Origin of the sequence: Corynebacterium sp. HMSC059E07, from assembly GCF_001814395.1 — a bacterium.
GTDB lineage: Bacteria > Actinomycetota > Actinomycetes > Mycobacteriales > Mycobacteriaceae > Corynebacterium > Corynebacterium hesseae.
Genome location: NZ_KV816284.1, coordinates 141,554 through 162,226, shown reverse-complemented (window position 1 = coordinate 162,226; position 20,673 = coordinate 141,554). Strand labels below are relative to the sequence as shown.

The window sequence follows — 20,673 nt, the reverse complement described above, 5'->3', positions numbered from 1 at the left end:
ATAACGCGATGGCCGAGTCGTTCTGGTCGACGCTTAAAATCGAGTTCTACGACCGTAAGCGCTGGCCTACCCGTGATGCCGCACGCAAGGCCGTTGCCTACTGGATTGAAGTCGTCTACAACCGTCGGCGCCGGCACTCCGCACTGGGGATGGTCAGCCCCGTCGACTTCGAGAACCACACCGGTTCAACCATCAGCAGAAAAGAAATAGCTGCCTAACCACTAGGTAGCTCCACTACGTGTCCACGATTTGCGGGCAACCCCAGATATTTATCTCATTAACCCTGGTAGATTGACCTCTTTGAAGGGCTCAGTGGCGCTTGACAAAACCTCGTATGTGTTGCGGGATGATTGGCGTACCACCACAGAGTGGCGAGTACGATGAGCTTGCCACTCTTTTTTCGTATGATCGGCGACCATGCGCTTCTACATTATTCATGGATACCAAGCCAGCCCTGACAGTCACTGGTTCCCGTGGCTAGAGCGCCTGTTGACCGCCGATGGCCACACCGTTCACACCATCGCGCTGCCGGAACCGAACGCTCCGAAGCTCGATGAGTGGGTAGAGTCGATACGCAACGGTATTGAGCGTCCAAACGCTAATACCTGCATCATCACGCATAGCCTGGGCGGCACCGCGTTGCTGCACTATCTCACTGCATTGGAGGGTGAGTGGGAGCTTCCTGGGCTCTTCATTGTCTCTGGGTTTGTGGAGAAGCTTCGTGTGATCCCAGAGCTTGACGAGTTTATTGGCCAGGCTCGCGTCGACGTGCCGGCTGTCAAGCACCACATCGCGCACACAGAGGTCTTCGTGTCTACTGACGATGTCCTGGTGGACCCTTCCCTCACGCAGCAGCTTGCCGACGCCCTCTCGGCCACGCCCATCACCATCCACGACGCGGGACACTTTCTTGAAGACGACGGCTATACCGAGCTTCCACAGCTGGGGGATCGCATCACGCAGTGGCTGCGCAGCCTATAGGCCCTCAGTCATCGCTTTGAGCGCCTCCACGTGCTGCGCGTAAGCCTGTGCACCCGCCTCGGTGAGCGCGACCCACACGGCGTCCTTGGCGCGGGTAGAACCATACTCCCGGGTGCGGCTAATGTAGCCGTGATCCTCGAGGTGCTTTAACTGCTTGGACAGCGTATCGGCGGGGAGCTCGGTCAACTCGGCGAGTTTGCTGTACTTCATTTGCCGTCCGTCGGTGGCACCGGCGGAGTAGAGCGTGGCACAGATTCTGAGGCGGTTAATCGGGTGGATAACTGGATCTAGCTCAGGGGATTGGTTGGGTGCGTCCTTAGGCATTGGAGCCCTTTATGGCCGCGTTGCGGTTCTCGTAGAGCATCCAAGCCATCGCCGCGGAAACGACGACCCCGCTGGTGATCATCCATGGCCATGCATCAGGTGTCGGCGTGGTGGAGAAAATCATTGCGCCGGGAAGTAGTACGCGTGACCACGTGGCGCGATCGTTCCTCGGCCCCTTGTTGGGGTTGGGGCGAACAAAAGGGTTCGCGATCTTGTCCTTGAGGAGGAAACCGAGAATGAACGTCGGTATCAGGATTGCGAGTGTGTACCACCAGGACACCTTGGATAGCGCAAGACTGCTACCGATACCGAGCGCTACAAGTGCTACCGCCCACCAGCTTTGTGTCCAGGCGGTCCGCTGTTGGGCGTCTTGAATGATCTTGAGTTCATCGTTCATGGCCTGACTCCTTTGTTTGCATCTAATGCAAGTGTATCACTTGCATTAAGTGCAAGTAAGGGGCGCGGGCTGTTGTAATCAAGGAGTGGTGTGGTTGTGCCCCTTACCGGAGGGTTAAAAGTCCAAGTGTAAGCGGACTTGGGAAAGTTACCAGGGGGTATACCAGTGGCCAATTGGTCTAATCCCTTCCGCTATGCCTTTGGCGGTCATACACTGCAGGTATAAGGCATTCCCGACAGAAAGGAGAGCGGATGGCGGAAGCTGATAATCATCACTATCGCCGACGCGACTCTAGCAGATAATACGAGGCGGCATCGCCATAATCCACAACTTCCTAAAGCCAACATTCGAGCGAAGTAGGAGCCTTGCACCACATGCTGTTAGCGCACGTGTCCTCCCGAACCTCTAGCGATGACTAACGAGTGCTCCGGCCCCAGCTGCCAACGGCACGCCAGCGGAATAACCACTGATTCGATCCGCGCCCGGGCCCTGAGAGTCAATGATTTCATCGCAGTCGAAAGCGGCAACGAGGTTCGGGATTTTCTTTGTGTAAAAGCCATACTAGCTGCCGATTTGTGTATTCTTTCGCCGATCCTATAGTGTTTAGCAAGTCCGCAACGGACAGCTAAACGAGCCCCGTTCGTCTAGCGGCCTAGGACGCCGGCCTCTCACGCCGGTAACACGGGTTCAAATCCCGTACGGGGTACAAAAATAAAAGGCGGCGAGCATCATGCTCGCCGCCTTTTCGGTTTAGGCTAAAGACTAGACGATGAGGACCTCAGCGTTATTACCGCCTGTGCAGCGAATTACCTCGTGCTCATCGGTTTGGCATGTCAGTGAATAGTTCTGTTGGGTAATGGGGCTGTTGACGGTGACCTGTCCGGGGATGAAGGACCGGAGGTCGTCTTTAGAGCCTGGCGCCAAGGTCATCAAACGGCCTGCCGTGGAACGGGCGAAATCGCAACTGGTGTTCGCACCGGCCATGACGAAAGCGATGTTATAGCCATCGCCCATCTGGCACACAGTGGCGGGCGTGCCGTAAACGTTGACTGACGCGCCGTTGGCGTCGCCCTCGGGGAGTTGTTCAGAAAGGCTGTTATACGTGGCCGATTGTGCCGTCTGAGAGGTCTGGTGTTGGCCTGCTGCTGGTTGGGCGGCTTGGGCTCCTTGTGCACTCTGGGCCTGTGTGTCAGGTTGTTGAGCCTGGTCCGCAGGCTGATTGCCTGCGTTGTCCGGCAAGGTTGGTTCAGGGCCGTCGGGGGCTGCCTCGTCGACAGCGTTCGGAACGTGAAGCTCAGCGTCATCGTTAAGCGGCTGAAATGCCGGGTAAGTGTTCTCAAACGTTGGCTCACCCGATGCCACGTCCGTCCTCGACGGCGCTGCCATCTCGGATGACGTGGAGCATCCGACTGTTAGAACACCGGCGGTGATTATGGCTGCAAAAGCTGCGATGGGACGGTGGGCGCGCGTGGAAGTCATAAAGCCCACCCTAACGAGATGTGTGGCGATGCGCTGGGGAAAACGGGGAAAGCTGCCCAATCACAGTGACGTGCACTCAGATTGGGCAGCTCAATAAACAGAATCGGGGTAGCTCTTAGTGGCAATCCCAGTGGCCGTCATGTGCCGCGTGGCGGTGACCATCATGCAGGTAGTCCACGTGGTCGCCATGGGGAATAGCGACGTGCCCGCAACCCTCGCCGTGCTCGTGTTCGTGGGCATCGTGAACGGTGTGCTCGGATGCCTCGCACTCGTCCCAGTGGCCTTCATGCTCGCGATGAATGTGGCCGTCGTGTACGTAGTCGGTGTGATTGCCGTGCGGGAAGGCGACGTGGCCGCAGCCTTCGCCGTGGACGTGGGTGTGCTCGTCGTGGATGGTGTGGGTCATGGCTCCTCCTGGAGGTCGGGAATTTTCACTACATTTTCAGTAGCTGTCAATGTTAGTAAAGCGCGTTTCCAATACACTTTCAATAGCGGGGGTGGGTGGGGGTATCGCCGGAGCTGAACACGGGGCGTGAAGGGAGAATTGGCCTAGCCCAGGCTAGAGTGGGGTGATGATGAAAAGGTCTCCGCAACTTCGCTTTTCCCGTGTCTTACCAGGCTTTGCATTCATGGCTGGCGCATGCTCGCTGGCCTTTGCTCTCGCCGCCCCCGCGACCGCTGCTGAGGGGGTGCCGGTTCGGCAAGGACAAAAGATCGCGGCTTCTGATGGCGCGTTGTGCACTGTTGGTTACGTCGAGGCTAATCGGGCGTGGACCTCGGCGCACTGTGGCTTAAATGGCGAACAAGTGTATAACGAAGCAGGCCAGCACCTAGGAACGTTGCGTTGGTTCACGCCCTCGGGGGCTGCGGGGCATGACTTGGCCTATATTCAATTCGCCGGCGGAACCTATTCGGCAGGCAACCCGCTCACCGGGGATGGCATGCCACCGGTGCCTGGTGAAGGCACAACGGTGTGCTTCGACGGACAGGCCGCGTCGCGTCAGTGTGGCACCGCGGTGAAGGGGCCGGGTGTCTTTCCGGGCATGAACTATGCGGCGGACGTGTCTCTGGCGCCAGGGGACAGCGGTGGAGCAGTGTCCGTCCCAGGGCAGCCGGGCGTTGTGGGCATCTACCAGGGGATTACCCAGGCTAATCGGGGTGGCCGGACAGTTACTTTCTCAAATTATGCGCGCATGCCACATGCGGATGAACTAGCGCGCCTGCCGCACCAGGGTTGGGTGCCGCGCCGCCCCAACCGGGAGCCAGGAAACCCAGTCCGGGTGGCCCAAGAAAAAGGTGAGGCATTGTCCTCGACGAGTAGCGCGGGACCGGAAGGGCTGCGCGGCCTTGCGATGTATTTCGGTCTCGGTATTTAGGAACGCAGCCTCGAGGCTTTAGGCTCCACTGCGCTGCATTGCGCTGCGCTAAGTGTGCGCTGCGCTAAGTGTGCGCTGCGCTAAGTGGCCAGTTCTTAGCGGGTTGTCTTAGCGGTGGCCGTCGCGTGGCGTGCCATTGGAGAGTGCGGCACTTAAGCGGTTGGATGCGCTAACCAGGACATCTGCGAACTTTTCCGCCGGGGAAGGACGGAAGCGTTCGGCGGAACCGGAGACGGAAAGGACGGCGATGAAGTTTCCTGCGCCGTCGAAGACGGGGGCGGAAACGGAAGCGAGGTCTGACTCGCGCTCTTCGATGGATTCGGAGTAGCCGTTGGTGCGCGCGAGTTCGACATCGTGCTCGCTAAAGATGGCGTCAGGAACATGGACATCAGCAAAGGCGGCGAAGACGCGGGCGGCGGAACCGGAGGTGAGTGGAAGCTGGCGGCCTACGGGCACCACGTTGTGGAGTCCGATCTCCGGCTCACGCGTGGCGATACACGTGCGCGTGGTGCCGGAGAGTTCGTAAAGCTGGACGGACTCACCGGTGGCGTCGAGAAGCTCCTCCATAATGGGGCCTGCGGTTTCGATTATGCGATCACGGTTGCCGGGTAGGGCCGGCCCAGCGCCCCACTTTCCATCGGGGGTGCGGGTGAGGATTCGGTGCGCCTCGAGCGCTGTGGCGAGACGGTGTGCCGTTGCCCGAGGCAGGCCGGTGGTCTCACAAAGCTCGTTGAGCGTAGAAGGTTGGTTGGTCGCGGCCATCATGATGGCTACCGCGCGATCCAATACCTTAATTCCTGATACTGCGCTATACTCTCCCATATAATGAAATCTACGTCCCATTAATTGAGATTTCAAGTGGAGAGGCACATGACTGAGAAACTGACACTCGCAGAGAAGGTATGGCGCGACCATGTCGTGCGTAAAGGGGAGAACGGCGAGCCCGATCTTCTCTATATTGACTTCCAACTCTTGCATGAAGTTACCAGCCCGCAGGCTTTCGATGGTCTTCGCCTGGCCGGTCGCAGGATGCGCCACCCAGAGCTGCACCTGGCCACTGAGGACCATAACGTTCCAACCGTGGGCATTAAGTCCGGCAACCTTTTAGAAATCAAGGATGAGGTCTCCCGCACGCAGGTGTCCACGCTGCGCAAGAACTGTGAAGAGTTCGGCGTGCGCCTGCATTCGATGGGTGATGCTCAACAGGGCATCGTTCACACAGTGGGTCCTCAGCTGGGCATTACGCAGCCCGGCATGACCATCGTGTGCGGTGACTCGCACACGTCGACGCACGGCGCCTTCGGTTCTATTGCCATGGGCATCGGTACCTCTGAGGTGGAGCACGTCATGGCCACCCAGACACTTTCGCTTAAGCCCTTTAAGACAATGGCCATCGAGGTCAGCGGTGAGCTGGCGGAGGGCGTTTCCGCCAAGGATTTGATTTTGGCGATCATCGCCAAGATTGGCACCGGCGGCGGCCAAGGCCACATCATCGAGTACCGCGGTGAGGCCATTCGCAAGATGTCGATGGAAGCCCGCATGACCATCTGCAATATGTCCATCGAGGCCGGTGCCCGCGCCGGCATGGTGGCTCCGGATGAGACCACTTTTGAGTACGTCAAGGGCCGTGAGTTCGCACCCCAAGGAGAAGATTGGGACGCGGCCGTCGAGTACTGGAAGACGCTGCCGACTGACGACGGCGCCGAATTCGACACCGTCGTGGAGATCGACGGCTCCGCGTTGACGCCTTTCGTGACTTGGGGTACTAACCCGGGACAGGGCTTGCCATTGAGCGCTACCGTGCCCGACCCAGAGGAGTGCGGCGACGACGGCGAAAAAGCCGCCGTCGAGAAGGCCTTGGCCTACATGGACCTGAAACCCGGCACGCCGCTGCGCGATATCCAGATCGACACGGTCTTCCTTGGATCGTGCACGAACGCGCGCATCGAGGATCTGCGCGCGGCCGCCGAAGTGGTCAAGGGGCGCAGCATCGCGGCTGATACCCGCATGATGGTGGTTCCGTCTTCGGCCGTGGTCAAGGCCCAGGCTGAGGAGGAAGGGCTGGACAAGATCTTCACCGACTTCGGCGCCGAGTGGCGCACCGCTGGTTGCTCGATGTGCTTGGGCATGAACCCGGACCAGCTGAAGCCGGGGGAGAGGTCGGCGTCGACAAGCAACCGCAACTTTGAGGGCCGTCAGGGTCCTGGCGGCCGCACCCACCTGGTGTCCCCGGCCGTCGCCGCGGCAACTGCCGTTCTGGGCCACTTGGCCTCACCAGCAGACATCGACGATTCCGCCGTCGCCGGCGCTTAAAGAAAGGAAAAAGACAATGGAGAAGTTTATTACTCACACGGGCGTCGGCGTTCCGCTGCGTGTCTCCAATGTGGACACCGACCAGATTATTCCCGCGCGTTACCTGAAATCCGTGAAGCGCACCGGCTTTGCCGACGGCCTGTTCTCCAATTGGCGCAGCGATAAGAACTTCGTGCTCAACCAGGAACCGTTTAAAGAGGGCTCCGTGCTCTTCGCAGGCCCGGACTTTGGTACCGGTTCTTCCCGCGAGCATGCGGTGTGGGCGCTTGCAGAATACGGCTTCAAGGCGGTGTTTTCCTCGCGCTTCGCAGATATTTTCCGCGGCAACTCCGGTAAAGCGGGCTTGCTGACGGGGCTCATGGAACAAGAAGACATTGAGCTTATCTGGAAGCAGCTGGAGGCCGGGGAGACCGAAACCACCGTCGACTTGGACGCGCGCACGGTCACCGTGGGCGGCAATAGCTATACCTTCGATATCGATGACTACACCCGTTGGCGCCTTATGGAGGGGCTCGACGACATCGGCCTGACCTTGCGTAACGAGGACGATATCGATGCCTTTGAATCCAAGCGCCCGGGATTCAAACCGCGCGTCGTTGCGTCTTAGCGGAGGCGGCACCGGTGGGGTAGTATTCCCCGCCTCCTGTGGCGCAGTGCACATAGCGCCGTTAACATCCTCAGCATGACTAATCCTTTTGACGGCTTTAGCAGAGAGAACGGCAATCAATTCGACGGCAGCACCGGGTACGGTGGCTACGACTATCACCAGCCCGGTGGCTACGACTATCAACAATCCGGGAGCTACGGCTACCGGCAACCAAACGGCTACGGCTACCAGCAGACGGGAAGCTACGGGTACCACCAGCCCGGCGCAGTACCTGGCAACCCACCCGGCGGGGCAGGAGCGCCGCCCATTGACGCCATGGATATTCTGGGCCAGTCATTCAAGGGTTACTTAAAGCAACCGGTGCCAGGAATGCTGGCCATGCAGGTGCATCTCATTATCACGTTTGCTCTTCTTCTTGTGCCGGGAACCGTTGTAGGCGGTGTATTCGCAGTAATGGAAGGAAATGGCACGGACATCGAGCCTTTAGCGACTACCGTGGGGATCCCTCTCATGGTTGTCATGGGGCTAGCCGCCTTCGCTTATCTTTTCTGGCTGATGGCGAACCTCTTTAATGGCTCCCGGAAGATCGCTGATGGGGAGAAGGTCACCTTCCGCGACTACTTTAGGTTTGCCCAGCTGAATGGTTGCGCCGGCGTCTATGCTTGCTTCTTTATTTTGGCAATGCTCGGAACAATTGCGGGCGGCTTCCCCGGACTGATTCTCTTTGCGCTTCTGTGGCCAGCGCCTGTCATCAAGGCTGATGCCCCGGATAAGCCTCTCATGGAGTGCTTCCGGGAGGCTTTGAACTTGGTCATTGAGAACCTTGGGCAATCGCTGCTCTTTATCTTGATCTGTTCCCTCATCACGAGCTTTGTCATATTTATCCCCATCGTTGGCTTCCTTGCCGCCTACCCGATCTGGGCTTTGGGGATGGTCCTTTTCACCCGTGCTATGCAGCGCCGCCCTGCTGTGCGTTGGGAATAGAACAGCAGGACGGCGAAAGGTACCTGGTGAAGTGGCGATGTAGTGCTTATCGCACGGGCAGCGGGCTAGCGAGGTAGTCTGCGCCGGTAAGTTCACCGTCGTTGAAGGAGAGCACCCACACCGAAGCCTTCTTGAACTTGAGCTCGTCGATGGGAGTCGTGATGAACTTCGGCGCGTAGGATTCGATAATCCCCGGAATGGTTAGTCCCTGGCTCACGATGACGGGGACACCGCCGCCGTCAACAACGCGCTGGAAGGCCGCGCGGGCGTCTTCAGGGGATTCAGCAAACACATCGTCACCGAATGCTTTGTTTACAGCGATGTCCATGCCGAGCTCATCCGCCAACGGGGCAGCGGTGTGCTGGCAGCGCTGCGGCGGGGCGCTGTAAATGGCGGTCGGGTGAAAAGGCGTGAGCATCGGCACGAGCATCTCTGCTTGGCGGCGGCCTTTCTTATCCAGCGGGCGCAGGTCATCATCGCCCTCCCAGGAGCGGCGCTGGTGAGCGCGTGCATGGCGGACATACAGCACGCGCGTCGTCGGAGCCAGGCGTAGGCGCTTCTTAGCCTTCGCCAGCACCTGCGTATCAACGTCGTAGGAGAGCAGCGTGCAGGCCTCGTCGATTGTCATCCAACGCAGCTCATCGGTCTCCGAATTCGTGGTGTATTCGCCGTCGAGTACACGTGCCAGCCAGTAGTAGACAACCTTCGTGCGTCCTTGAACGGGATAAGCCACCTTGCCAATGAGCTTGCCCAGGCGCACGGTGTAGCCGGTTTCCTCGAAGATCTCGCGCGCGGCGGTGACGGGAAGTGATTCGCCCGGATCGACTTTGCCCTTAGGCAGCGACCAATCGTCGTAGTGCGGGCGGTGGATGATAGCAACCTCCGGATCGTGCGGATCCCCACGCCAGAGAACCGCACCAGCGGCAAGCGTCGTCCGCTTGAACTCATCCGCCGGATCGACAGGGATCTCCTGGTGGCGACCAGAGATGAAGACCTCCGATCGGATATCTTTATCCGTCTCATGCATGTTCTTTGCCTTGGGCATGCTGCTCCTTTGTGCCTGTAGCTTGTGACCTTCTCCATCTTCCTCCACTCGCCGCCACGATGCAGCTTTACGCGCCGAACGTATTTCAATGCCGGGCGTGCTTTAATGGGAAAAGTCGATGCAGTGGAATTGATCGTGAGGTGGCACATGGCAAACGTGGCAGTAATGGGCGCGGGTTCGTGGGGAACCACGCTGGCGAAAGTCTTTGCTGACGCCGGCAATGACGTCAGCTTGTGGGCGCGCCGCGAGGAACTGGCAAACACCATCAACACGCGCCACGAAAACCCGGACTATCTCCCGGAGCTCTTACTGCCTGAGTCGATCCGGGCAACCACCGAACCCGCCGCTGCTCTGAAAACTGCAGACATCGTCATCTTCGGCGTTCCTTCCCAAACCCTTCGCGGAAACCTGGAGAAATGGGCGCCGCTCTTGCCGGAGGACGCTACCTTGGTCTCAATCTCGAAGGGCGTGGAGAAAGCTACGCTTAACTTGATGAGCGAGGTCATCGCGGACGCCGCCGGCGTATCCGCTGACCGCATTGCCGTGCTCTCAGGGCCCAACTTGGCCAAGGAGGTGGCTCAGGAGCAGCCGGCCGCTACGGTTATTGCCTGCAGCGATGCTGCCCGCGCGGAGGCCGTCCAGCACGCAGCTGCCGCTCCATATTTCCGCCCCTATACCAACACCGATGTTATCGGCGCAGAAATTGGTGGCGCCTGCAAGAACGTTATTGCTCTTGCGTGTGGTATGGCCGCTGGCAAGGGGTTGGGCAATAACACGATGGCGACCATTATCACGCGCGGGCTTGCTGAGATTACCCGCCTTGGTGTGAAACTGGGCGCGGATCCATTTACCTTCTCTGGTCTAGCTGGAATGGGTGACCTTGTGGCGACGTGCAGCTCGACGCTCTCGCGCAACCGTACCTTTGGCTACCGCCTTGGCCAGGGCGGGACTCTGGAGGAAGCTACCGCGGCCACTAACGGGCAGGTCGCGGAAGGCGTTATCTCTTCCGATTCCATTTTTAGGTTGGCGCAGCGCGCGGGCGTGGAGATGCCCATTACCCAGGCGGTCTATGGAGTGTGTCACCGTGGCGTGACTGTCGACGACATGATCGTCGCTCTGATGGGTCGTACCAAGAAAGCTGAGTAAAGCCGAGTAAAGTTGCTCGGTATGACTGAAGCGAAACCTGTGCGCGTAGCCGTTGTGTACGGCGGCCGCAGCTCCGAGCACTCGGTGTCATGCATTTCCGCCGGCGCGATCATGGAGCACCTAGATCCAGAAAAGTATGAGGTCGTGCCGATCGGTATCACGCGGGAAGGCACCTGGACCCAGGGCAACCGCGCGGGCCTCGCCATCGTCGATGGGCGCCTGCCTGAGGTGGAACTCCACGATGAGTTGGCGCTATCCCTCAACCCCGCAACACGCGGGCGCATCCACAATGTCACCCGCCACGAGCACTACACAGAGGTGGATGTCATCGTTCCAGTTCTCCATGGACCTTATGGGGAAGATGGCACGGTACAGGGTCTTTTTGAGCTTTCCGGAATCCCCTACGTCGGCGCGGGCGTACTGGCCTCTGCGGTGGGTATGGACAAGGAGTTCACCAAGAAGCTCCTAGTGGCCGAAGGTCTTCCCGTCGCACCCCAAGAAGTGCTTAGCGGTGGAGATACGCTGAATGATGCCCAGAAAGAGCGCCTTGGTTTGCCTGTCTTCGTGAAGCCGGCGCGGGGCGGTTCCTCCATCGGTGTCTCCAAGGTTTCCGCGTGGGAAGATTTTGACGCGGCGCTGACCCTGGCTTATGAGTCCGATGACAAGGTCCTAGTCGAGCCTGAGATCCGCGGAGATGAGGTTGAGGTGGGCGTCCTCGAGCACCCGGACGGAAGCCTGCAAGCCTCTGTTCCGGCCAAGCTTTTGGGGACCACCGAGTCGGAGGAAGGCTTTTATGACTTCGATGCCAAGTACATCGATGAGGGAGTGTCGGCGGCGATTCCTGCGCCGCTAAGCGCGGAGCTCATCGACGAGCTGCGTCAGCGCGCCATCGAGGCCTTCCGGGCGCTGGGCGCTACGGGGCTGTCGCGCGTGGATTTCTTCGTTAGCGAAGACTCTTATTGCATCAACGAGATCAATACCTTCCCTGGATTCACGCCGATTTCGATGTACCCGCAGGTCTTCGCCGCCGTGGGAGTGGGCTACGCCGAACTGCTCGATACTCTCATCCAGACCGCTCTCGCGCGTTCCTAGTCCCTGAGCCGTGCGCGAAGGGAAGGTGGTGAAGAAAGAGGCCGCGACACCTACTGAGCGGGGGTGGCTTCAACGAGGGCGTCGCTAAGCCGCACCAGCGCCGAGTTCGCTGCCTCTTGCGGGGCAGACAGCGCGAGGTCCTCCGCGCGGCCGAGTGCGAACCACGTGCCGGCCGTTGTGCCTTCCGCCAGCGTGGTGTCCTCGAACCAAGGGACGTCATTAACCTGCTGGAGCTGAACGCCCGCGCGGTAGTTCTCCGGAGCGGCGACACCGCAGCGCACGACTATTTCCTCATGGCCCGGCGCGCTGTAGACCCAGGTGTTCTTAGCGCCAGCATCCGTGCGGCGCGTATAGCCCTCCGCGAGTGAGTCTGGCAGAGCCTTGTCCAGCGCGGGGCACATGGAATCCGGACCTGCCTTGAGTTTGGATAGCGGTGCCGGATTGGGGTCTTGAGGCTTTTTATCTAGTTTGTTGAGGGCTTCTGTTAGCCCTTGCGGGGCGTCGGAATGTGCGTCGCCTGTAGACGTAGTCACGGCGACCGCAGGAGTGCGCTGGGTGCTGTACCACGTCGTGAGGTTCGAGCCGGGGGTGGCGTCAATGACCTGCAACCAGGATTCGCCGTCGGCCTCGATGGTCTGGGAATAATCCGTAAACTGCTGCGGCAGGTCAACGCCACAGCGCAGGGTTACTTTGTCCTCCGAGCTCTTCGTCCAGGCTGCGGCACCCGCCGGGGCTGGGTCGACGAGTTCGACCCGTGAGTATCCCATGAGCTTTTCCGGCAGAGAGTCGACGACAGCGGCGCATTCGGGGGAGTCCGCTGCTTCAGACGGAGTGGGAGGCAGCGCCACCGGCTGTTGCGCGGCGCTGGTGATGACGTACTTTGCCCCAAAAATCACCGCGAAGACCATCGCGATGGCAATCCCGAGTGAGATGTATATAGCGGTGCGGTTAAATTGGGTATCCATAGGGGCTTATCCTATCGCTGATAGCCCAAGAAGAACGAACGTTGAAGGCGTGCCAGAATGGTGCGCCATCTGCGCAAGGAAAAGGAGTCCGTGACGGTGGGTTTATCCCATACCCTCGACCAAGCCGGCGAACGGCACGTTATCCATGAAATCGTCACCGCAGCGCCGAGTGCACTCAACGGCGATGATGCCGCGGTGCTTTATCCGGCGGCGCCTAATTCGCGCACTGTGGCCTCGACGGACATGATGGTGGAGGGCCGGCATTTTCGGCGGGACTGGTCCACCGCCGCGGAAGTCGGTCACAAGGCCATCGTGCGCAACTTTGCCGATATTGAGGCAATGGGGGCTCGGCCCACTGCAGCGCTTCTGGCGATCGCCGCCCCGGGCGATACCCCGGTGGATTTCGTGCGGGGGATAGCGCAAGGCATTGCTGAGCGGTGCGCGGTGTACAACGCCGAGCTGGTCGGCGGTGATTTGACCCGCAGCGACAGCCTGGTCATCAACGTCACAGCGATGGGCTCTTTGGGCGGAAGCGGCGCACCGTTAACTCTGGATGGTGCGCGTGCGGGCCAGAAGTTAGTGGCGCACGGCAAGATTGGGTATTCCGGGGCGGGCTTGGCCCTCTTGCAACGTTACGGCCGCGCGCTGCCCCCGGAGCTGGACGAGCTCTGGCCACTGATCGACGCCCACTGCGCGCCCACCCTCGCACCCGGACGCGGCGTCATCGCTCGGGCAACCGGCTCGACCGCGATGACGGATAACTCGGATGGTCTCGTGCGCGATGTGGGGCACTTGGCTGAGCGCTCCGGGGTGCGCATCGATTTTGACCGCGGCGCCATTGCCCCCGATCCGCTTGTGGCCGCCGCCGGTGCGGTGCTCGGCATCGACCCTTGGGAGTGGGTCTTGGCGGGTGGGGAGGACCACACGCTGTTGGCTACGACGTTTAAGGCTGCCCCCTCCGGGTTCCGGGAAATTGGCCGGGTGATGCGCGGCACCGGAGTAACCATCGATGGAGAGGAACCTCGCTATAGCGAGGGCTGGGAGGGATTTGCGTGAGCCACATCGATACTTCTCACATCCACTATTCGTGGATGCCGCACATCAGGCAGGCCTTGGAGGACAACCTCCCACGCATCGAGCGTGAGATTGGGGCAGAGTTCTTGCCGCCGGCCGAGGACGTCTTTGCCGCCCTGTCGATGCCCCTCGAGGACGTGCGGGTGCTCATCGTGGGCCAGGATCCCTATCCCACGCCGGGGCATGCCATGGGCTTGTCCTTCTCCACGCGGCCGGGCGTGCCGGCACCGCGTTCGCTGAAGAATATCTACGCCGAGCTTGGCGCCGACCTCGGCATCCCCGGCCGCGCCGATGGTGACCTGCGGGCCTGGTTTGACCAGGGCGTACTACTGCTCAACCGGGTACTCACCGTGGCCCCGGGCCAGGCGGGTTCGCACCGCCGGCTCGGGTGGGAGGCGATTACCGAGGCAGCCATTAGGGCGCTGGCGGGGCGCGATATCGTGGCCATCCTGTGGGGCCGCGACGCCCAGTCCTGCCAGGCCTACCTACCGGGCACGGACTGCATTACTTCCCCGCATCCCTCGCCGCTGTCAGCGCGGCGTGGCTTCTTCGGCTCGCGCCCTTTCTCCCGCGCAAACGCGGCCTTAGAGGCCCGTGGCGTCCCCGCGGTGGACTGGCGCTTGTAAACTAGCCACCATGTCATATCCCGCCGAGTTGGACGCTCGTGGTCTGCATGAGTGGGCCGCACGAACCGTGGAGGAGCTGCAGCGCCGCCGCGCTGAAATCAATGCCCTCAACGTTTTCCCGGTGCCCGATTCGGACACGGGATCCAACATGGCGCACACCATGGAGTCCGCCTTGGCGGAGGCCGATAAGGGTGAGGCGGACGTCGCTGAAGCATTGGCCATCGGTTCGGTGCGCGGTGCCCGCGGCAACTCGGGGATGGTGCTCTCGCAGGTGCTGCGTGGCGTTGCCGATGCCACAACGGACTCGCGCGTGGATGGTGCGGTCCTCGCTGATGCTTTGACGCTGGCTGTCACGTTGGTCGATCGCGCGCTTGCCGCCCCAGTAGAAGGCACCATCATCACCGTTTTGCGCGCTGCAGCGGCCGCTGCCAGTGAGGCCGCCGGGCAGCCCGGTGCCCAGCTACACGGCATCCTGGTTGCAGCGTTAGACGCCGCACGGCAGGCCCTGGCGCAGACTCCGTCGCAACTGCCCGCGCTGCGCGAGGCAGGTGTCGTGGATGCCGGCGGTACCGGCTTCGTGATTCTGCTGGAGTGCCTCCTTGCACAGGTCACCGGTGAAGAACCCGCCAACCAGCCGTTGAGCGTTTCGGTGCCAGAGAAACCTGAGGAGCTTGCAGAGATCGAAGTCGTCTTCTTCTTCGAGGGAAACCTCGCTGAGGTTGAACAAACATTGGCCTCGCTGGGCAATAGCCTCGTCATCGCGCGGGCGACGGACACCTCTGGCAGCGTTCACATCCATAGTCCGGAGGCCGGCACGGTGATCGAAAAGGCCTACGGCCTGGGAAAGGTCAGCAACCTGCGGCTCGAGGCGCTGCCGCCCGCAGAGGCGGGGGCGTGCGCCACGGAGCACAGCGAGGGCGAGAGCCCGCAGCGGCGTATTTTTGCCGCGGTGCCCGAAGGGGCCGCGCGGGAGCTATTTGAGAAGGCTGGGGCGCGAGCAATTGGGCCCGGCGAGGATCTGGAACATGCTGCGGCAGGCGATCTTTTCCTGCCCAACGGGTGCGGTGGAGATCCAGGCAGGGCGACAGTCATACCGACTGGCTCCATCGTGGCCGGGCTCGCCGCGCTATCGGTGTATTCGCCCAACCCCTCTCGTTCGGCCGAAGTAGTGGCCGCTATGTCCGATGCCGCGCGTTCCATGCGGGTGGCTCATCCGGAAACAGAAAGCCTCGACGGCATCATCGCGGCATGCCGCACCCAGTTGGCCTATGGGGGCGAACAAATCACTGTGTTGTCCGGCTGTGACATCGATGCTGAAGAGTTGACGCAGATTCTTGGTGTCGACGTCGTTGTGCTTCGAGTTCCCGGATTGCGCACGGAGATCGGGGTGGAGTAGACCATGCTGGGATGGCAAGACGATCGGGCGCTGACGGAAGTACTGGCAAAGAAGGATGCCGCGGCGTTCAAGCGCGCCTTCGGCTACACCACGTGCGGGGAGCTGCTTAGCCATTATCCGCGTGACTATATCCGCCACAACAAGGACGTGGGCCTCGGCGGTGCCGAGGACGGAGATCACGTCACCATCACCGGCGTCATTGAGGAGGCCCGCGTCAAGCACACCTCTAAAGCCATGGTGTTTATCCTCTACATGGATAACGGAGTCCAAGCCTCCTTCTTTAACGCGCACTACGTCCAGCGCGTGCTGGGCCGAGGTATGCGCGTCATGCTCTCCGGCAAGCTGAAGTACTTTCGCGGATATCCCAGCCTGCAGCACCCCGACTTCCTCATCCTTGATCCCGGCCGCTATCAGGAGTCCCTGCTGGATAGCGCAACCGGGCAGGGGACAGGCTCGCTCAAGAAGCTCTCCCAGTTCGGTTCACTAGACACCTTCTTGCAACGTGAATGGATCCCCGTCTACCCGGCCAGCGGGAAGGTGACGTCGTGGTACATCATGGGTGCCATCCACAAGGTCCTCGAACACACCCCGCCTATTCCGGAGCCGCTGGACTATCGGATGATGGTGACGCTCGATCAGGCAGTGCGCGAAATCCACGAACCGGGAGACAGCGGGCCGGAACGCGCCATCCAGCGTCTGAAATACAACGAGGCCTTGTCGATCGGATTGGTCATGGCCCTTCGTCAGCGCGACGTCAAGGCGCGCACGGCAACCCCAATGCCAGCCATTCTGGAGGGCTACCGCGATGAGCTGCTTTCTGAGCTGCCCTTTGCGCTAACCGACGGCCAACGCCGCGTCATCGCCGAAATCGATGCTGATCTCTGCGGCACCGCGCCCATGATGCGACTGCTGCAAGGCGAGGTGGGTTCGGGAAAAACGCTCGTTGCCACGTGCGCCATGCTGCAAGCGGTAGACGCCGGCAAGCAGGCCGCGCTCCTGGCGCCGACGGAGGTGCTGGCGGCGCAGCATGGGGCGTCGATAAGCGCCAGCGTTCCGGATGGTGTCACCGTTACGGTCTTGACAGGGTCGATGAAGACGGCGGAGAAGCGCAAGGCGCTGCTGGAGATTGTTTCTGGTGAGGCCGATATCGTCATCGGCACCCACGCCATCATCCAGGACAGCGTAGAGTTTTTCGATCTTGGCCTGGTCATCGTGGATGAGCAACACCGTTTCGGCGTGGAGCAGCGCGATAGTCTGCGCACCAAGACGCGTGAGGGCATCAGCCCGCACGTGCTGGTGATGACAGCAACCCCCATTCCGCGCACCATTGCCATGACCGTCTTCGGTGACCTGGCAGTCTCGACGCTCAAGGAGCTTCCCGGTGGGCGCAAACCCATCCTTTCCGCGGTGGTGCCTGAATGGAAACCGGAATGGGTGCGCCGCGCCATCGAGCGCATTCGCGAAGAGGTGAGCAAAGGCCACCAGGCCTATATCGTCTGCCCGCGAATTGAAGGCGAGGGCGGGGTGGAAACCATGTCTTTGCAATTGCGCAACCTACCTTTTCGCGGGCTTCGAGTGGAGATGCTCCACGGCAAGATGCCCGATAAGGATGAGGTGATGGAGCGATTCGCCCGCGGGGAGATTGACGTCCTCGTGGCCACCACGGTCATCGAGGTCGGCGTCGATGTGCCCAACGCCACCGTCATGCTCATCCGTGAATCGGAGAATTTTGGAGTTTCGCAGTTACATCAGCTGCGCGGGCGCGTGGGCCGCGGGGGAAACGAATCCGTGTGTTTGCTGCATACGCTGGCCGAGCCAGACAGCAAGTCCTTTCGGCGCATCAAAGCCATTGCGGATACGCCGTCCGGCTTTGACCTTGCCGAATTGGATCTCACGCAACGCCACGAAGGCGACATCTTAGGAACACTCCAATCCGGCACGAAGCGCACGCTCAAATTGCTCGACCTTGTTTATGACAGGGACATCATCGAGCGCACGCATGCCGATGCCGCCGCATTGGTTGAGCGCAATCCTGACCTGGCGGAGCAGTTGACGCACAATCTGAGCGCCGATGAGCAGGGATTTTTGGAGAAGAACTAGGGGAGTCTCCGCGGCTGGGACAGGGGAGATAGGGTAGAAGCCATGACCAGAATCATCGCCGGGGAGGCCCGCGGGCGCACCATCAAGGTGCCCGAAGCCGGGACGAGGCCCACGTCCGACCGTGCCCGTGAGGGACTTTTCTCATCTCTGAACGTGCGTTGGGGTTTCATTGATTCCCGCGTGCTGGATCTGTTTGCGGGCTCAGGTGCGCTGGGTCTGGAGGCGGCCAGCCGCGGTGCCGAAGAAGTCGTCCTCGTGGAGAACAACGCCGCGGCCGTAAAAGTCATCCGCCACAACATTGGGGTGGTCAAGCACCCGCGCGTCGAGGTACGAGAAATGAATGCCTCCTCCTACCTGGCCACCGCACCGCGCGGCTATTTCGACATGGTGCTCGCGGATCCGCCGTATAGCTTCGATGACGTCGACGGACTTCTCGCGGCGATCGAGCCGGTGCTGGATGATGCCGCGATTGTTGTCATCGAGCGCCATGTAGATTCCCCACAGACACAATGGCCGGAAGGTTTCGAGCCCACCGGTCAGAAGCTCAAGAAGCGGACCTTCGGTATCGCGCGTTTTGATATGGCGATTTATCACCGCGACGCGGAGACCTCGGACACCAATCACACCGACAACCAGGAGGACTAGCCATGCCGACCCACGCCGTATGCCCCGGCTCTTTCGATCCCATCACGCTAGGGCACGTTGACGTGTTTAACCGTGCGAGCGAGCTCTTTGACAAGGTCACGGTGCTGGTGACGGGCAACCCAGACAAGCCTTCCGGGTTGTTCAGCGTGGAGGAGCGCGTGGATTTGATTCGCCGTACCGTCGCCCCGGAAATCGAGGTGGACTGGTGGGGCGGTCTGCTCGTGGACTACACCAGCGCGCATGGCATAGACACGATTGTGAAGGGCCTTCGCTCCTCCTTGGACTATGAATACGAGCTGCCCATGGCGCAGATGAACCGGCGCCTTTCCGGAATCGATACGGTCTTCTTGCTAACAGATGAGAAGTACGGCTACATTTCCTCCTCGCTGTGCAAGCAGGTGGCACACTACGGAGGCGACGTCACGGGTATGTTCCCGGAGCATGTGGCTGCTGCTGTCATGGAACGGTACCGAGGCTAAGGGGACATGTCTGTACTGGCAATACCGCTCGTTGTTCTCTTCACAGTTCTAGCTGGCTCCTGCCTGCAACGAGTGTCCGGCATGGGCCTTGGCCTCATTGGTGGACCAATCCTGACCCTCTTCCTCGGCCCGGTGGAAGGCATCATGGTCATCAATGTTTTGGCCTGCCTTAACGCTGTTCTCACGACCTATTCGATGCGTGAGAACGTGGATTGGGGAAAGTGGCTGCGCATCGGCCCCTTCATGATCCTCGGCTCAATCCCGGCAGCCCTGCTCATCGCGCGTATTGATACCGCAGCATTGTTGGTACTCGTTGGCGCGGCCTTGTTGATCGCGTTGGGTGTGGTGGTCTTCGGGCGAAAGTTCGTCCCGGAGATGCGCGGTACGGGCCCAGCCATTTCCGCGGGCATCTTGGGTGGGTTCACCAACACGCTTGCGGGCGTGGCCGGCCCGGTCATCACTGTGTATGCGCAGGCTGCGCGGTGGCCCAAGGAGGTCCTCGCGCCAACCCTACAGCCCTGCTTCTTCATTGGCGGCCTGTCGTCGGTGTTGACCAAATTCTTCTTGGGATCCGGCGGTTTTGAGGGCTTGCACTGGCTGGTGTGGCCCTGCGGCGTCGTTGGCATGTGCATTGGCATCTTCCTAGGTAAGAAGATTGCAGGACGGGTCTCACGGGACAAGGCGCATAAGCTCTCGCTATCGCTGGCAAGCTTGGGGGCGCTCAGCGCATTGCTGCGAGGCTTGTTCACTCTGGGTGCTTGGACAGCGCCTGGGTAGGGTGGGACCCATGGCGAAATTCAAGATTGAGGACGCACTGTCCCTGCGCGCTGGCAAGAATTTTCAGATTGATTCGGTCGATGCTTCGGCAACCCCCGGTTTTGACGGCGATAAGGAGGAGCTCGCCGCTCGCTTCTCCAAGTACGATGATGAGCTGTATGAATTCCAAGAGCGGCTTTTTGCCAATGGTCGCAGCTATGGTGAGGACGCCCCAGCGGTGCTCATTGTCTTGCAGGGCATGGATACCTCGGGCAAGGGCGGGGCTATCCGCCACGTGTTGAACACCTTTGACCCTCAGGGAACCACGACCGTGAGCTTTGGTAAGCCCACCGAGGAGGAATTAGAACACGACTTCTTGTGGCGCATCCGCAAGCATGACCCACAGCCGGGGCAAATCGTGGCCTTTGATCGCTCGCACTACGAAGATGTCCTCATCCAACGCGTACACGAGTGGGTCGATGAAGAAGAAGTGGACCGACGCATCGAAGCCATCCGCGACTATGAGCTGGATCTGACGGCGAAGGGCGTCAAGGTCATCAAGGTTTTCTTGCATCTGTCCAAGGACGCGCAGAAGAAGAACCTACTGGAGCGCACGGAACGGGAGGACAAGTTCTGGAAATATGACCCTTCCGATGTGGAAGAGCGGGCCTATTGGGATGACTACATGGCGGCCTATCAGGATGCCATTCGGCGCACAGATGAAAACTACGCACCCTGGTACGTCATCCCCACCGATAATAAAAAGTATGCCCGGATGGCGCTGAAGTTCCTCATCGTGGATCTCCTACGCCACCTGGACCTGGAATGGCCAGCGCCCGACTTTGATCCGGAAGTAGAGCGCCAGCGCATTAAGGACGCCGACTAAGA

The 20,673-nt window shown here is 60.5% G+C and carries 22 protein-coding genes, 1 tRNA gene and 1 pseudogene; 17 read left to right on the top strand and 7 right to left on the bottom strand.

The genetic code is table 11. The annotated features are described in order from the left end of the window. Positions 1–173 (top strand): annotated as a pseudogene (locus HMPREF2967_RS03570) (integrase core domain-containing protein); the annotation flags it as partial. A gap of 244 nt (positions 174–417) precedes the next feature. Beyond that, a complete protein-coding gene (locus tag HMPREF2967_RS03565) occupies positions 418–981 on the top strand; it encodes an RBBP9/YdeN family alpha/beta hydrolase (protein ID WP_070685012.1) in 564 nt (187 codons plus the stop codon). On the opposite strand, the gene HMPREF2967_RS03560 is transcribed toward HMPREF2967_RS03565, so the two are convergent. Both HMPREF2967_RS03560 and HMPREF2967_RS03555 read right to left on the bottom strand, forming a co-directional pair. After that, complete coding sequence (locus HMPREF2967_RS03560; protein WP_070623554.1) at positions 976–1,305, bottom strand: transcriptional regulator; 330 nt, start codon at positions 1,303–1,305, stop codon at positions 976–978. The two genes, HMPREF2967_RS03565 and HMPREF2967_RS03560, sit on opposite strands and share 6 nt — an antisense overlap. Next, positions 1,298–1,702, bottom strand: a complete 405-nt coding sequence (locus HMPREF2967_RS03555) for a hypothetical protein (protein ID WP_070623551.1) — start codon at positions 1,700–1,702, stop codon at positions 1,298–1,300. The genes HMPREF2967_RS03560 and HMPREF2967_RS03555 overlap by 8 nt, the downstream gene beginning before the upstream one ends. A 633-nt stretch (positions 1,703–2,335) precedes the next feature. Between HMPREF2967_RS03555 and HMPREF2967_RS03550 the strand changes: the two genes are divergently transcribed. Then, positions 2,336–2,408 (top strand) — tRNA-Glu (locus tag HMPREF2967_RS03550). A gap of 56 nt (positions 2,409–2,464) precedes the next feature. On the opposite strand, the gene HMPREF2967_RS03545 is transcribed toward HMPREF2967_RS03550, so the two are convergent. Then, positions 2,465–3,181, bottom strand: coding sequence for a hypothetical protein (locus HMPREF2967_RS03545; protein WP_232770626.1), 717 nt, complete (start codon positions 3,179–3,181; stop codon positions 2,465–2,467). A gap of 115 nt (positions 3,182–3,296) precedes the next feature. Continuing rightward, positions 3,297–3,587: a hypothetical protein gene (locus HMPREF2967_RS12775; RefSeq protein ID WP_083312576.1), complete on the bottom strand. Its 291-nt coding sequence runs from the start codon at positions 3,585–3,587 to the stop codon at positions 3,297–3,299. Between the two features lie 223 nt (positions 3,588–3,810). Here HMPREF2967_RS12775 and HMPREF2967_RS03535 point away from each other — a divergent pair, with 223 nt between their 5' ends. Beyond that, positions 3,811–4,557: a S1 family peptidase gene (locus tag HMPREF2967_RS03535; RefSeq protein WP_232770624.1), complete on the top strand. Its 747-nt coding sequence runs from the start codon at positions 3,811–3,813 to the stop codon at positions 4,555–4,557. 108 nt (positions 4,558–4,665) lie between these two features. On the opposite strand, the gene HMPREF2967_RS03530 is transcribed toward HMPREF2967_RS03535, so the two are convergent. Beyond that, a complete protein-coding gene (locus HMPREF2967_RS03530; protein WP_070524385.1) occupies positions 4,666–5,379 on the bottom strand; it encodes an IclR family transcriptional regulator in 714 nt (237 codons plus the stop codon). Positions 5,380–5,427: 48 nt separating this feature from the next. Between HMPREF2967_RS03530 and leuC the strand changes: the two genes are divergently transcribed. The 3 genes from leuC (at position 5,428) to HMPREF2967_RS03515 (ending at position 8,461) form a co-directional block, all read left to right on the top strand. Continuing rightward, positions 5,428–6,870, top strand: a complete 1,443-nt coding sequence (gene leuC / locus HMPREF2967_RS03525; protein ID WP_070685008.1) for a 3-isopropylmalate dehydratase large subunit — start codon at positions 5,428–5,430, stop codon at positions 6,868–6,870. A 16-nt stretch (positions 6,871–6,886) separates the two neighbouring features. Beyond that, complete coding sequence (gene leuD / locus HMPREF2967_RS03520; protein ID WP_070685006.1) at positions 6,887–7,477, top strand: 3-isopropylmalate dehydratase small subunit; 591 nt, start codon at positions 6,887–6,889, stop codon at positions 7,475–7,477. 75 nt (positions 7,478–7,552) lie between these two features. Next, positions 7,553–8,461: an EI24 domain-containing protein gene (locus HMPREF2967_RS03515; RefSeq protein WP_070685005.1), complete on the top strand. Its 909-nt coding sequence runs from the start codon at positions 7,553–7,555 to the stop codon at positions 8,459–8,461. A gap of 46 nt (positions 8,462–8,507) precedes the next feature. Here the strand turns inward: HMPREF2967_RS03515 and HMPREF2967_RS03510 are convergent, their stop codons facing one another. After that, positions 8,508–9,506 carry an NUDIX hydrolase gene (locus HMPREF2967_RS03510; protein WP_070623540.1) on the bottom strand — a complete coding sequence of 333 codons (999 nt, stop codon included), beginning with the start codon at positions 9,504–9,506 and terminating at the stop codon, positions 8,508–8,510. Between the two features lie 147 nt (positions 9,507–9,653). Between HMPREF2967_RS03510 and HMPREF2967_RS03505 the strand changes: the two genes are divergently transcribed. Both HMPREF2967_RS03505 and HMPREF2967_RS03500 read left to right on the top strand, forming a co-directional pair. After that, the gene (locus HMPREF2967_RS03505) at positions 9,654–10,652 is read left to right on the top strand and encodes an NAD(P)H-dependent glycerol-3-phosphate dehydrogenase (RefSeq protein ID WP_070685003.1); all 999 of its coding nucleotides are present in this window, start codon (positions 9,654–9,656) and stop codon (positions 10,650–10,652) included. A gap of 21 nt (positions 10,653–10,673) precedes the next feature. Then, positions 10,674–11,744, top strand: a complete 1,071-nt coding sequence (locus HMPREF2967_RS03500; RefSeq protein ID WP_070685001.1) for a D-alanine--D-alanine ligase family protein — start codon at positions 10,674–10,676, stop codon at positions 11,742–11,744. Between the two features lie 50 nt (positions 11,745–11,794). On the opposite strand, the gene HMPREF2967_RS03495 is transcribed toward HMPREF2967_RS03500, so the two are convergent. After that, positions 11,795–12,709 (bottom strand): DUF3515 domain-containing protein, encoded by a 915-nt coding sequence (locus HMPREF2967_RS03495; RefSeq protein WP_070524370.1) that lies wholly within the window; start codon positions 12,707–12,709, stop codon positions 11,795–11,797. A gap of 57 nt (positions 12,710–12,766) precedes the next feature. Here HMPREF2967_RS03495 and HMPREF2967_RS03490 point away from each other — a divergent pair, with 57 nt between their 5' ends. From HMPREF2967_RS03490 to HMPREF2967_RS03455, 8 genes are read left to right on the top strand one after another with little or no spacing between them, the layout of a single operon-like run. Then, positions 12,767–13,765: a thiamine-phosphate kinase gene (locus tag HMPREF2967_RS03490; RefSeq protein ID WP_070524368.1), complete on the top strand. Its 999-nt coding sequence runs from the start codon at positions 12,767–12,769 to the stop codon at positions 13,763–13,765. 35 nt (positions 13,766–13,800) lie between these two features. Further along, complete coding sequence (locus HMPREF2967_RS03485) at positions 13,801–14,409, top strand: uracil-DNA glycosylase (protein WP_154762012.1); 609 nt, start codon at positions 13,801–13,803, stop codon at positions 14,407–14,409. 10 nt (positions 14,410–14,419) lie between these two features. Further along, complete coding sequence (locus HMPREF2967_RS03480; RefSeq protein WP_070564373.1) at positions 14,420–15,805, top strand: DAK2 domain-containing protein; 1,386 nt, start codon at positions 14,420–14,422, stop codon at positions 15,803–15,805. Positions 15,806–15,808: 3 nt separating this feature from the next. Next, a complete protein-coding gene (locus tag HMPREF2967_RS03475; protein WP_070524361.1) occupies positions 15,809–17,905 on the top strand; it encodes an ATP-dependent DNA helicase RecG in 2,097 nt (698 codons plus the stop codon). A 42-nt stretch (positions 17,906–17,947) separates the two neighbouring features. Beyond that, complete coding sequence (rsmD, locus tag HMPREF2967_RS03470; protein ID WP_070564376.1) at positions 17,948–18,550, top strand: 16S rRNA (guanine(966)-N(2))-methyltransferase RsmD; 603 nt, start codon at positions 17,948–17,950, stop codon at positions 18,548–18,550. Between the two features lie 2 nt (positions 18,551–18,552). Continuing rightward, complete coding sequence (gene coaD / locus HMPREF2967_RS03465; RefSeq protein ID WP_070596563.1) at positions 18,553–19,029, top strand: pantetheine-phosphate adenylyltransferase; 477 nt, start codon at positions 18,553–18,555, stop codon at positions 19,027–19,029. 6 nt (positions 19,030–19,035) lie between these two features. Continuing rightward, a complete protein-coding gene (locus HMPREF2967_RS03460) occupies positions 19,036–19,806 on the top strand; it encodes a sulfite exporter TauE/SafE family protein (RefSeq protein WP_070564379.1) in 771 nt (256 codons plus the stop codon). A 10-nt stretch (positions 19,807–19,816) separates the two neighbouring features. Next, entirely contained in the window at positions 19,817–20,671 is an 855-nt protein-coding gene (locus tag HMPREF2967_RS03455) for a PPK2 family polyphosphate kinase (protein WP_070564382.1), read from the top strand. Positions 20,672–20,673 lie beyond the last annotated feature (2 nt).

Bases quoted from the DNA above. Each gene is read 5' to 3' on its own strand.
- HMPREF2967_RS03565 (WP_070685012.1), top strand. From the start codon at position 418: ATGCGCTTCTACATTATTCATGGATACCAAGCCAGCCCTGACAGTCAC.
- HMPREF2967_RS03560 (WP_070623554.1), bottom strand. From the start codon at position 1,305: ATGCCTAAGGACGCACCCAACCAATCCCCTGAGCTAGATCCAGTTATC.
- HMPREF2967_RS03555 (WP_070623551.1), bottom strand. From the start codon at position 1,702: ATGAACGATGAACTCAAGATCATTCAAGACGCCCAACAGCGGACCGCC.
- HMPREF2967_RS03545 (WP_232770626.1), bottom strand. From the start codon at position 3,181: ATGACTTCCACGCGCGCCCACCGTCCCATCGCAGCTTTTGCAGCCATA.
- HMPREF2967_RS12775 (WP_083312576.1), bottom strand. From the start codon at position 3,587: ATGACCCACACCATCCACGACGAGCACACCCACGTCCACGGCGAAGGC.
- HMPREF2967_RS03535 (WP_232770624.1), top strand. From the start codon at position 3,811: ATGGCTGGCGCATGCTCGCTGGCCTTTGCTCTCGCCGCCCCCGCGACC.
- HMPREF2967_RS03530 (WP_070524385.1), bottom strand. From the start codon at position 5,379: ATGGGAGAGTATAGCGCAGTATCAGGAATTAAGGTATTGGATCGCGCG.
- leuC (WP_070685008.1), top strand. From the start codon at position 5,428: ATGACTGAGAAACTGACACTCGCAGAGAAGGTATGGCGCGACCATGTC.
- leuD (WP_070685006.1), top strand. From the start codon at position 6,887: ATGGAGAAGTTTATTACTCACACGGGCGTCGGCGTTCCGCTGCGTGTC.
- HMPREF2967_RS03515 (WP_070685005.1), top strand. From the start codon at position 7,553: ATGACTAATCCTTTTGACGGCTTTAGCAGAGAGAACGGCAATCAATTC.
- HMPREF2967_RS03510 (WP_070623540.1), bottom strand. From the start codon at position 9,506: ATGCCCAAGGCAAAGAACATGCATGAGACGGATAAAGATATCCGATCG.
- HMPREF2967_RS03505 (WP_070685003.1), top strand. From the start codon at position 9,654: ATGGCAAACGTGGCAGTAATGGGCGCGGGTTCGTGGGGAACCACGCTG.
- HMPREF2967_RS03500 (WP_070685001.1), top strand. From the start codon at position 10,674: ATGACTGAAGCGAAACCTGTGCGCGTAGCCGTTGTGTACGGCGGCCGC.
- HMPREF2967_RS03495 (WP_070524370.1), bottom strand. From the start codon at position 12,709: ATGGATACCCAATTTAACCGCACCGCTATATACATCTCACTCGGGATT.
- HMPREF2967_RS03490 (WP_070524368.1), top strand. From the start codon at position 12,767: ATGGTGCGCCATCTGCGCAAGGAAAAGGAGTCCGTGACGGTGGGTTTA.
- HMPREF2967_RS03485 (WP_154762012.1), top strand. From the start codon at position 13,801: ATGCCGCACATCAGGCAGGCCTTGGAGGACAACCTCCCACGCATCGAG.
- HMPREF2967_RS03480 (WP_070564373.1), top strand. From the start codon at position 14,420: ATGTCATATCCCGCCGAGTTGGACGCTCGTGGTCTGCATGAGTGGGCC.
- HMPREF2967_RS03475 (WP_070524361.1), top strand. From the start codon at position 15,809: ATGCTGGGATGGCAAGACGATCGGGCGCTGACGGAAGTACTGGCAAAG.
- rsmD (WP_070564376.1), top strand. From the start codon at position 17,948: ATGACCAGAATCATCGCCGGGGAGGCCCGCGGGCGCACCATCAAGGTG.
- coaD (WP_070596563.1), top strand. From the start codon at position 18,553: ATGCCGACCCACGCCGTATGCCCCGGCTCTTTCGATCCCATCACGCTA.
- HMPREF2967_RS03460 (WP_070564379.1), top strand. From the start codon at position 19,036: ATGTCTGTACTGGCAATACCGCTCGTTGTTCTCTTCACAGTTCTAGCT.
- HMPREF2967_RS03455 (WP_070564382.1), top strand. From the start codon at position 19,817: ATGGCGAAATTCAAGATTGAGGACGCACTGTCCCTGCGCGCTGGCAAG.